The sequence below is a fragment of the Acinetobacter sp. UBA5934 genome (assembly GCF_002430855.1).
GTDB lineage: Bacteria > Pseudomonadota > Gammaproteobacteria > Pseudomonadales > Moraxellaceae > Acinetobacter.
On the sequence record NZ_DJDC01000026.1, the window covers coordinates 20344 to 31559 of the forward strand.

Here is an 11216-nt window from a genome sequence, read left to right on the forward strand (position 1 = left end):
ATGCAGACTTTATGGACAATTCAAGATTGGCAGCAGGCTTATCAGCAGCAACAGATTCAGATTCAAGACTTGCTGACTTATGTAAGCAGTTTTGAAAATGAAGACTATGCCTGGATTTCAATTGCCTCAGCAGAACAATTACAAGCACAGATTGATGCGTTAAAAGGTCAATCGCTAGATGATTTACCCCTCTACGGCATTCCATTTGCAGTCAAAGACAATATTGATGTTGCGGGTTTTTATACCACTGCAGCGTGTAAAGAAGCAGCGTATTTAGCCACTCAAGATGCAACTGTCGTGGCGAAACTAAAAGCTGCCGGTGCAATCGTGGTGGGTAAAACCAATCTGGACCAGTTTGCTACCGGTCTGGTTGGTGTACGTTCACCTTATGGGGCAGTGAAGAACAGCTTTAATCCTGAATATATCAGTGGTGGTTCAAGTTCAGGTTCCAGTGTGGCAGTCGCGAATGGTCAAGTACCTTTTAGTTTAGGTACAGATACGGCAGGTTCAGGACGTGTACCGGCAGGACATAACAACATTGTCGGTTTAAAGCCGACCAAAGGCTGGTTTTCGACTTCAGGCCTGATTCCGGCTTGCCGCACCATTGATGTGATTTCTATTTTTGCCTTAACGGTGGATGATGCCTGGCAGGTGGCGCAAGTCATGCAAGGCTATAACGCAGCCGATGAATATTCACGTCAACATCCAGCCAATGTGCCGACGCAATTTTCCAAAGGCAAAATTGCCATTCCTGCCCAGCTGGAATTTTATGGCGATGCTGAAACTGAAAAAGCATTCGAGCAAGCCGTTGAACGGGTAAAAGGCTTAGGTTATACCGTTGAAACGATTGATTTTAGCATTTTCAATCAACTAGCAGCTGCTTTATATAACAAGGCCTGGGTCGCTGAACGTACTAGCGCTGTTGAAAAAATGGTGGCACGTGAAGTTACCCATCCTGTGATTAATCAGATCATTAGCCAGGCGGATAACTTTAATGCCGTGGAGATGATGCAGGCGGAATATGAGCGTGCACAGCTATCTCGAAAAATCAATCTGGCACTGGCGGACTTTGATGCACTGATGGTGCCAACCGCACCGACCATCTATAAGATTGCCGATGTGGAAGCCGATCCATTGCTGAAAAATAGCCATATGGGCGCTTATACCAATTTTGTCAATTTTGCCGATTTATCAGCCTTGGCACTGCCAAATAGCATTCGCGCGGATGGTTTACCGAGTGGCGTCACTTTTATTGCACCTGCATGGATGGATCAGGCTTTAGCGCAGTTTGGACAAAGCTGGCAACAATCTGTTGAGCTGCCTTTAGGCACATCCAATCAATTCTATAAAAAATCCTTAAATATTTCATCGGCGCATTCAGTCAAGTTGGCTGTTGTTGGCGCGCATCTGACCGGGATGCCTCTGAATTTTCAGCTCACTACACGCAAGGGTACTTTGCTGCAAAAAACCAAAACGGCACCGAATTACAAACTTTTTGCCTTAAAAAATACCACGCCACCTAAACCGGGCCTGCAATGTACACAACACGGTGGGCATGCGATCGAAGTTGAAGTTTGGGACATTCCATTTGCGCTGTTCGGACAGATTGTTGCTGAAGTTCCGGCACCTTTGGGGATCGGCAATGTGCAACTGGCGGATGGCAGCTGGGTTAAAGGCTTTATCTGTGAAGGCTATGCTTTAGAAGACGCCACTGATATTAGCCATTTCGGTGGCTGGCGTGACTATATTCAATCCAAACAAATTTCAAATACTAAATTTAAATGTGAATGCATAGGGGAAATCGCACAATGATCAAAAAAGCAAGTCTGGCAGCCTCAGTGTGCTGCGCAATGTTATTCAGTGGTTGTGACAATACCGCTAAAGTACCTGAACCAAATGCCAAGGCAGAAGGACGTGTGACTACTCAGCCCATCCGGATTGGTTATAGTGACTGGCCGGGATTTGTGGCCTGGCAAGTGGCGATTGAAAAAGGCTGGCTGGAAGATGCCGGAGTTAATGCCGATTTTAAATGGTTTGACTATTCTGCTTCACTCTCTGCATTCGCAGCGAATCAGCTGGACGCCGTACTGGTCACCAATGGTGATAATCTGGTCACTGGTTCTGGCGGCACCAAGGGTGTGATGATCATGGCGACTGATTATTCAGCTGGAAATGACGTGATTATTGCCAAGAATGGCATTAACTCAATTGAGGATCTGCGCGGTAAAACGATTGCAACTGAAAAAGGCCTGGTCGATCACTTGTTACTGTCCACTGCACTAGATGATGCCAAGGTTAAACTGAATGAAGTTAAACTGGTCAATACCATGACCAATGAATTGCCACAGGTTTTTGCTACTCCCGATATTGATGCGATTGCAGTATGGCAGCCGGTGGCGAATCAAGCGCTATCTGCAGTGGCCGGTTCAAAAATCATTTTCACCTCTAAAGACAAGCCGGGATTAATCTACGATACCTTGACCGTGAATCCGACTCATCTGGAAGCCAATAAAGAGCAATGGAAAAAGGTGATTCAGGTCTGGGATAAAACTGTCAAATACATCAATGACCCGGCGACTCGTGAAGATGCTGCACAGATCATGTCCAAACGTGTCGGGGTCGATGCGAAAACTTATATGCAGTTTCTTGACGGCACCCATTTACTCGATTTAGCAGCGAACAAGAAAGTCTTTACCAAAGGTGATGGCTTCGACTCGATCTATGGTTCCAGCTACCATGTGAACAAGTTCAATGTGACCAACCGCATTTATACGACTGAAATGAACGTGGACGGCGTGATTGTTCCAACGCTGGTACAAGAGCTGCAATAAAGCCTGATCTCGTGCATAAAAAATCCCCGGTCTGGGGATTTTTTATTGTCAGATGAATAGGGTTCTTTCATAAATCATTTTGAATCACTACAAATAAAATTCCCTCTCCTTGTAGGAGAGGGTTAGGGAGAGGTTCTTTCTAAGAAATCCCTTCATCCTCTTACGAAGCAATGCTTCTCATTCCAGAGGGGGAAGGAACTTTCAATATCCATTTAAATATGAATATAATGATCATTTTTTGATTTATGAAAGAACGCTAATATTAAAACATTAAAGCTGCGTACTTTTGGAAAAGACATTGATAAAAATAATACCAATGATCATAAACGCCAGACCGATCAGCGCGGGAAGATCCAGTTGCTGTTTAAATACCAAGAGGCCAACCGTTGAAATCAGGATAATGCCGGCACCAGACCAGATTGCATAGGCAATGCCCATCGGAATGGTTTTCATGGTTAGCGACAGGAAAAACAGGGCAACGGCATAACCGGCAATGGTGGCAAGTGAAGGCCAGAGCACGCTAAAACCATTGGAAGCTTTCAATGCAGAAGTCGCAATGACTTCTGCGATGATGGCAATCGACAAATATAAAAAAGACATATTTCTCCCTATACCACCCGTTCTGCATGATGTATCAGATGATCCTGTTCTGACTTCAGCCAGTTTTCAGCTTCCGCAGTCGTTGGTGTCGTGTGTTGAAACTCATAATCCGGCTGGTACATATCCAGTTCAAAAATCAGGTCGATTTTACGATCATCTAAAATTACGTGCTGAACCAGACTGCTTTCATTGAAAACTTCAAAATTTCCCAGCTTAAAGGCTTTGCCTATTTCGCTTGTGCGCGTGCTATAAGTTTTAGCTTGACCATCAGTACCGATAGAAACCTCAAAACTTTCCAACAAGGCAAACACGGTCGGATCGACAGCTTTCAAATCCATTTGAGCTACTGCACTTTGTACTTCAGGCAAACGCGTCAGGGCATAAGCAATATGATCACCACAAATAATCAGGCCACCATCCATTTCCAGGGATTGGCCAGATTGAACATCAATCGCAGATTGCAGCCGCAAGCCTAAAAACAGGCCACGTTGTACCTGCTGGCGCCAGTCTTCGACATAGACATTACTTGGAGAGAATTCCAGAATGCAGTTGCCAATTGCATGCAACCTGGCTGGTTCCGGCCACTGCACATGATTCTGGTAATTGGCGTAGTCTTTCACTTCCCAGGACAATAGCTGGCTGGCGTTATCCCAAAGCGTATTACCAATCCAGCCTTGGCGTTCCTGAACAGCAGTTCCCGTCTGGCTTTTTAGACGAAGATCAATGGTAAAACTGCGCGACTGAAACCAGTACACAATGGTATTTTCATCGGTCAGGCCATTATAAAAACTGATGCTTTTACGCCGGAAAGCACCGTATAAAAAGCCCGGAATAATCTCTGGCTGAGGGATAGTGGGCTTTAAAGTTTTAATTACTTCAAACAGATTCATGATGCTGTCTCCGCCTGTTCTTCAAGTCCAAAAGAGGAAAGTGGTACAGCATTTTTTAAGACCAGCTCACCGCTAGCGACGCGCTGTTTTAAATATTGAAAGGTCTGGGCGGTCTGATTAAACAGATGCTCCCCCCCGATCAGGGCAGAATATTTGGAATTTTCAGTGTGAATAACCGGTTCAATCACGGTGTCATAATTGCAGGCGCAAAACAGCGGGAATGAATAACGTTCTTCCGAGACCTTTTTCACGCGGTGCTTGGTGGCGAGATATTTACCATTTGACAGAATTTCCATCATGTCACCGATATTCATCACCAGGGTATTTTCAATCACTGGAATGTCGATCCATTCGCCGGCTTTATTCAAAACCTGTAAGCCAGGCGCGGTTGGTAACAGCAGGGTAAAGCATTCGTAATCGGTATGTGCGCCAATACCTTCGGCATCTTGCACTTCCGGATTATAGGGATAATGAATCAAGCGTAGCTGACTTGGTGCATCAGTAATTTTGCTTTCAAAAAAATCCTCACGAACGCCCAACGCCAGTGCAAAGGCAGAAAAAATCTGCCGGCTGATCTCACGCAGATGGCTGTAGTATTGGCTGACATTAGACTTGAAGTTTGGATAGTTTGGCCATAAGGTAGGGCCAAGTAAAGGACAGTTTTTTTGTGTACCCTGATAATCATAATTGACATCATAGGCTTCTTTTAAGTCATAACTGTTGCCGGCAAACTGTTCTTCGCCAATCGGCACATAGCCACTATGGTTTTTTGATTTGCCAATATAGTGCTGCATTTTGGTGTCCAGATCCTGAGAAAAATAGGACTGGGTCATTTCAATCAGGGCTTTGGCGTAATCAAAATTAAACTGGCTACCTTGCAGATAAAGAAATCCGACTTCTTTACAGGCATGATCCAGAGCATGAGCAACTTCAATACGATCGGCTAAATCCGGACTTTGTAATTTTGAAATATCAACCAGTGGGAGTACATATTGCGCTTGCATGACAATCACCTCTAATGTTGGTCGTCCAACACAGCGATTAAAACCTTCGGGTCGTCCTGAAGGCATTTTGAATAAGATTATTTATTGCTGCTGACCTTGGTCATACGCGGAATGACTGGCAGTTCTGCCAGTGCCGGATCCAATTCATCTTCTTCAGCATGCACCAGATAATCGACATGTTGTCTTAACTGTTTAAATTCAGGACTAAGCATGACGTCTGGATGGCGTGGACGAGGTAGATCAACTTCAATAATTTCCTTGATTTCACCCGGATTGGCTTTCAGTGCAACAATACGGTCGGCCAGTAAAATGGCTTCATCCATATCGTGGGTCACAAAAATAATGGTGATATCAATGTTTTGCCACAGGTCCATCAGGTGACGCTGCATTTTTTGCCGCGTATGTGGATCAAGTGCCCCAAAAGGTTCATCCATCAACAGGATTTTCGGTTCATTGACCAAAGCCCGGGCAATCGCGACACGCTGTTTCATCCCGCCAGACAACTCATGCGGATACTGGTTTTCATACTTTTCCAGACCAATGATATTAATCCATTCACGTGCTTGCGCTTCTGCTATCGCATTGCTGGCGCCTTTCATTTTCGGACCAAACATCACATTTTCTTTGACCGTTTTCCATGGAAACAGGGTATAGCCTTGAAATACCATGCCACGTTCAGGACTTGGACCCACGATGGGTGTCCCATCAACTAAAATTTCGCCGCTTGTATATGGATCTAGTCCTGCTACCACTCGGCTAAAAGTGGATTTACCGCAACCTGATGGCCCAATCACACAGATAAACTCGCGTTTATGAATTTTTAAATCCAGCTGATTCAAAATTGTGCGTTCGGTTTTGCCATGCCTAAATACCTGGCTGAGTTTTTTTGCTTCTAGAATGACAGGGCGGGCATAAATCGAATCGAAATAAGCTTTGGCATTAAATTCTGTGGTTGTCATTATTTTGCTCCTGCTTTCCATTTAAATAGGTGTTGTCCCAGTTTCATTAATGCCACATCACAGATCAGTCCAATCACCCCGATAATTAAAATTGCCGCATAGACATTGTCAAAGTTCTGATAACGCGCCTGCTGGGTAATAAACCAAGTAATGCCGGAAGTAGCACCAATCAGTTCAGATACAATCAAATAGGTCCAGGCCCAGCCTAAAAGCACACGTAAATCACGGTAAATATCTGGCAGTGAAGCAGGAATCACCACATGAAACAGGCTTTTAAGCTTATTAGTGCCGAGGGTATAACCCGCTTCAATCAGGCCACGATCGACCATGCGGGTGGTATTGGCAATAATCAGGATTTGCTGAAACAGGGTTCCAATCACAATAATGGCAATTTTTGGTGCATCGTTAATCCCTAAAATAGCCACTGCCAATGCACCAAAGGCTGGAGCAGGCAAGTAACGGAAGAACTCGACAAAGGGTTCAGTCAGCTGAGATATTTTTTGTGAAAAACCGCACAGGATTCCTAATGGAATACCGATCAGCGAAGCAATGAAAAAGGCACTAAATACCAGCTTGATACTGTGCCAAAGACTTTGATGAAACCAGGGTGCATCCGCTTGAGCCGGTGGAGTAATAAATGCGGTTACTAGAGCTTTGGCCACTTCATGCGGTGCAGGTAAATAGATTGGATTGACCAGCAAGCCTTGCGGCGGTTCAGCGCCTGCATTGACCGCATTTTGCGCTTCTGCATAAAACACCGCTTTATCGATCCGGCTTTCGACCTGAAAATAGGCAACACTGCCTGAGTGGGTAATTTGAATTTGTGGATGCCAAATAAAGGGCAAGTAACTTACTGCACACCAGATCAGAATTGGTATTAAAAAAGACCCCAAGCCAAACAGCAATTTATTTCTTTGACTGAGTTCACGTGCAACGTAACTCATAGTGTTGCCCCTCAATATTACAAATTTTATAAAACGTAATACTGTTAAGCAAAATGGATGCCACTTTTTAAATAATTTTTTTATTCATATAAGGCAGTTGGCTGTTAGTTTCAATTTATGAAATTTTAAAAAACCCGTACAGTTTTACTTTGATTGCTTGCCAGTTGGTGGAAATCCAGCAGATAAAAGAACCAATGGTCACTAAAATTGCCCCTTGCCAAAATTCACTCGACAGCCGGGTTTGTAAAATCAGCATGGAAATTAAGGTAGAAAAGATAGGACTGAAATAGGACAAGGTCACTAAAATGGTGATATTGCCTTGAATAATGCCGACATTCCAGGCGGCATAGCCAAGCGCAGTGACACAGGACACCAGCAATATATATAGACATGTGCTGAGATTAAAGTGCGGGATTGCGGTGAAGTCATGAGTAAAAAACAGTTTAGTCCAGAGCACCAAAGTAATGGCCACAAAGAACAGAGCAATCGGATTATGTCCCTGGCTATATTTTTTGGTCATCACACAATAAAGTGACCATAGGCTTGCACCCAGAAAAGCCAGCAGGTAGCTGGTCGGGTTGATTTGTATATTTTCTGAAAGGGTCGCCCAGCTCATCGACTGGTTGCCCGTTTGCGTCAGTACAATTCCCAATAAACTAATGGCTAAGCCCGCCACAACGAAACCATTAAACTTGATTTCTTTAAAAATGATCAGCATGACAATAGTTAAACTCGGCCATAAATAGTTGACCAGGCTTACTTCAATCGCTTGTTGTGGCGTTTGCGACAGGGCAATCGCATATGAAAAACACAGCTCATAAATGACAAATAGAACGGCTGCAAAAATGAGATAACTTTTTGGAACCTGCTTTAATTTGGGAATACCAAATAACAGCAGCAGAATACAGGCACTGAAGCTATACATCAGGGTGACCGCCAAATCTGCACCGATACTGGCACTAATTTTTTTCAGCAAACCCACAATTGAAGACCATTGCAAAATTGCACTAAAACCGATCAATGTTGCAAGATTTCTATACATAGGAAGTGCTAAGAAGCTGTCAGGACAGGTTCTGGGAAGATAAAAAGATTGATGATTATAGCAATTTATACTTAAAGTGGTTGCTAGACTAGCCATCTAGCATAATCAAAATAAATGCTTAAATTGAGGTTTAATGGAAAAAAGCCACCGGTTGAGGCGACTTTTTTAAATAATGATGATCTCATTGTTTTTGCAACTCAGTCCGGTTACAGAATATTATGCCAGGCAGACGGCGCATCGATTAGAACGCGTCGGGCGTATGCGAGTTATCCATACTTTTAATGTCCTTTTTATATTTTAAAACTCTTATTTTTAAAGCAGGAAAATCCATACCAGAAATGATTTCCCCTTAAAACTGTGAGCAGCTTTAAGGGGAAATGGAGAATAGAAGATCACATTAAGACAGCATTACTGAAGCAGTTCAACACCGGTCACTTTTTGAATGTCTTCAAAGCTGACGTCTTTCGCCAGTTCCACCAGTTTGATCCCGTCAGCGGTAATATCGAGTACACCCAAGTCGCTAATAATGCGGTGTACCACGCCTTTACCGGTTAGCGGCAGGGCACAGTGCTCGACAATTTTTGGCGTGCCATCTTTGGCACAGTGTTCCATCAACACCACGACTTTTTGCACACCCGCAACCAGATCCATGGCACCGCCCATGCCTTTGACTTTTTTACCCGGAATCATCCAGTTGGCCAAATCGCCGGTTTGGGAAACTTCCATGGCACCTAAAATGGCAATGTTGACATGGCCGCCACGAATCATGGCAAAAGAATCGGCGCTAGAGAAAAAAGCCGCGCCTTTACGGGCAGTGACCGTTTGCTTGCCGGCATTAATCAAGTCTGCATCGACCGTTTCCTGAGTTGGGAATTCACCAATACCCAATAAGCCATTTTCCGACTGTAGCCAGACATCCATATTTTCAGGAATATAGTTTGCCACTAGCGTTGGCAAGCCAATACCTAAATTGACATAGAACCCATCTTCCAGTTCCAAAGCGGCACGCTGTGCCATTTCATTACGAGTCCAAGCCATTTATACCGCCTCCGCTTTTAATGTCATTTGTTCGATGCGTTTTTCAGGATGGTTATTTAAAACAATCCGGTTGATATAAATGCCGGGAAGATGAATTTCATCGGGATCCAAATCGCCAATTTCGACAATTTCTTCCACTTCAGCAATGCTGATTTTTCCCGCCATGGCACAGACCGGATTAAAGTTTTGTGCGGTTTTGCGGAAAATCAGATTCCCGGCTTTATCGGCTTTATAGGCTTTGACCAAGGCAATATCTGCAGTTAATGAATTTTCCAGAATATATTCCTTACCCTCAAATTTACGAACTTCTTTACCTTCGGCAATTAAAGTGCCGACACCGGTCTGGGTAAAAAAGGCTGGAATACCGGCACCGCCAGCACGAAGTTTTTCAGCCAGTGTACCTTGCGGGGTCAGTTCGACTTCCAGTTCGCCATTTAAATATTGACGTTCAAATTCTTTGTTTTCACCGACATAAGATGAAATCATTTTTTTGATTTGTTTGGTTTCCAGTAAAAGACCCAAACCAAAACCATCTACACCGGCATTGTTGGAAATACAGGTCAGTTGTTTGGCACCTGTATCTTTGAGTGCTGCAATGAGTGCTTCCGGGATACCACATAAACCGAAGCCACCGACCGCCAGGGTTTGACCATCCTGAACAATATCCTGTAATGCAGCCTGTGCATTTTCATAAACTTTATTTAGCATTTGATCCCTCTTTTTATTCCTGGTCAGTCCTGGGTATGACCGAATTGCAACTTTTTATAAATTTCCTGCATGACGTTTTAACCCTGAGAAAATCATGCAGTTTTGCTTTAAGCACCTTTTGTTTGCCAATAGGCATTGGCATAGTTTGATGGATTATTGCGCTTTAACACCTGACTGATGCTACGGCTAGCCTGCATTAGGGCATCCAAGTTGATACCGGTTTCAAACCCCATCTTGGACAATAAATAGTACAAGTCTTCCGTGGCCACATTGCCCGAAGCACCTTTGGCATAGGGGCAACCGCCTAAACCGGCAATCGAAGAGTCAAATATCCGAATGCCTTGATTCAACGATTGATAGATATTGGCAATCGCCATGCCGTAAGTATTATGAAAATGTCCGGCTAAAACCTGGCTGTCTAATTCGGCAAGGCAAACATCCCACACCTTTTTCACCCGATCGGGAGTGGCAGTACCGATGGTTTCACCCAAGGACACTTCATAGCAGCCCATGTCCAGTAAGCGTTTACTGACTTTGGCAACTTGCTGCGGATCAATGGCGCCTTCATAAGGGCAATCCACCATACAGGAAACATAACCACGAACCTTGATATCATTGGCTTTAGCTGCTGCCATCACATCGGTGAACTTCTCAAAACTTTCATCAATGGAACAGTTGATGTTTTTGCGGGTAAAACTTTCAGAAGCTGCGGTAAACACCGCAACCTCTTTACATCCCACAGCCAGTGCAGACTCAAAACCTTTCAGGTTTGGAGTAAGTAAACTGAACTGAATATTCGGATCTTGCGGCAATTGGGCAAACAGCACATCACTGTCTGCCATTTGCGGCACCCATTTGGCCGAAACACAGGAACCCACTTCAATCGCCTGCAAACCGGTTTTCATTAAATCCAGAATCAGATTTTTCCGGTCATCTAGCGTCAGCGGCGTCTTTTCATTTTGCAGGCCATCGCGTGGCCCGACCTCTACAATTTTGACAAAATCAGTCATGCAACTTCCTCCGCCAGGGCCTGAAACTCCACCAGTTCATCACCGGCTTTGACCTGGTCACCGGCCTGGAAATAGGACGCTGCAATAATGCCGTCATGCGGTGCACGAATTGAATATTCCATTTTCATGGCTTCCAGGGTCATCAGCACATCGTCTTTTTTCACCTGATCATTCGCCGCAACCAGATCGG

General features: G+C 44.3%; 12 protein-coding genes. 2 read left to right on the forward strand and 10 right to left on the reverse strand.

Going from position 1 to position 11216, the window contains the following annotated elements:
- Together atzF and B2Y23_RS01850 are read left to right on the forward strand one after the other, a co-directional pair.
- A complete protein-coding gene (gene atzF / locus B2Y23_RS01845; RefSeq protein ID WP_291368673.1) occupies positions 1–1812 on the forward strand; it encodes an allophanate hydrolase in 1812 nt (603 codons plus the stop codon).
- Entirely contained in the window at positions 1809–2831 is a 1023-nt protein-coding gene (locus B2Y23_RS01850) for an ABC transporter substrate-binding protein (RefSeq protein ID WP_291368675.1), read from the forward strand. Before atzF ends, B2Y23_RS01850 begins: the two co-directional genes overlap by 4 nt.
- Before the next feature lie 270 nt (positions 2832–3101).
- Here B2Y23_RS01850 and B2Y23_RS01855 read toward each other — a convergent pair whose 3' ends face one another.
- From B2Y23_RS01855 to B2Y23_RS01900, 10 genes are all read right to left on the reverse strand, one after another.
- On the reverse strand, positions 3102–3431 hold the full coding sequence (locus B2Y23_RS01855) for a DMT family transporter (RefSeq protein WP_004280373.1): 330 nt from the start codon (positions 3429–3431) through the stop codon (positions 3102–3104).
- An 8-nt stretch (positions 3432–3439) separates the two neighbouring features.
- Positions 3440–4321: a hypothetical protein gene (locus B2Y23_RS01860; protein ID WP_291368677.1), complete on the reverse strand. Its 882-nt coding sequence runs from the start codon at positions 4319–4321 to the stop codon at positions 3440–3442.
- The gene (locus B2Y23_RS01865; protein ID WP_291368679.1) at positions 4318–5325 is read right to left on the reverse strand and encodes an isopenicillin N synthase family dioxygenase; all 1008 of its coding nucleotides are present in this window, start codon (positions 5323–5325) and stop codon (positions 4318–4320) included. The genes B2Y23_RS01860 and B2Y23_RS01865 overlap by 4 nt, the downstream gene beginning before the upstream one ends.
- 77 nt (positions 5326–5402) lie before the next feature.
- Positions 5403–6284 (reverse strand): ABC transporter ATP-binding protein, encoded by an 882-nt coding sequence (locus B2Y23_RS01870; RefSeq protein ID WP_291368680.1) that lies wholly within the window; start codon positions 6282–6284, stop codon positions 5403–5405.
- The gene (locus B2Y23_RS01875; protein ID WP_291368682.1) at positions 6284–7228 is read right to left on the reverse strand and encodes an ABC transporter permease; all 945 of its coding nucleotides are present in this window, start codon (positions 7226–7228) and stop codon (positions 6284–6286) included. The genes B2Y23_RS01870 and B2Y23_RS01875 overlap by 1 nt, the downstream gene beginning before the upstream one ends.
- Positions 7229–7343: 115 nt before the next feature.
- On the reverse strand, positions 7344–8270 hold the full coding sequence (gene yddG / locus B2Y23_RS01880) for an aromatic amino acid DMT transporter YddG (protein WP_291368684.1): 927 nt from the start codon (positions 8268–8270) through the stop codon (positions 7344–7346).
- Positions 8271–8678: 408 nt separating this feature from the next.
- Positions 8679–9308, reverse strand: a complete 630-nt coding sequence (locus tag B2Y23_RS01885) for a CoA transferase subunit B (protein ID WP_291368686.1) — start codon at positions 9306–9308, stop codon at positions 8679–8681.
- Entirely contained in the window at positions 9309–10016 is a 708-nt protein-coding gene (locus B2Y23_RS01890) for a CoA transferase subunit A (RefSeq protein WP_291368688.1), read from the reverse strand.
- 107 nt (positions 10017–10123) lie between these two features.
- Positions 10124–11026: a hydroxymethylglutaryl-CoA lyase gene (locus B2Y23_RS01895; protein ID WP_291368690.1), complete on the reverse strand. Its 903-nt coding sequence runs from the start codon at positions 11024–11026 to the stop codon at positions 10124–10126.
- Positions 11023–11216 (reverse strand): acetyl-CoA carboxylase biotin carboxyl carrier protein subunit (locus B2Y23_RS01900; RefSeq protein WP_291368692.1); only part of this gene is annotated, 194 nt, incomplete at its 5' end. The genes B2Y23_RS01900 and B2Y23_RS01895, both read right to left, overlap by 4 nt.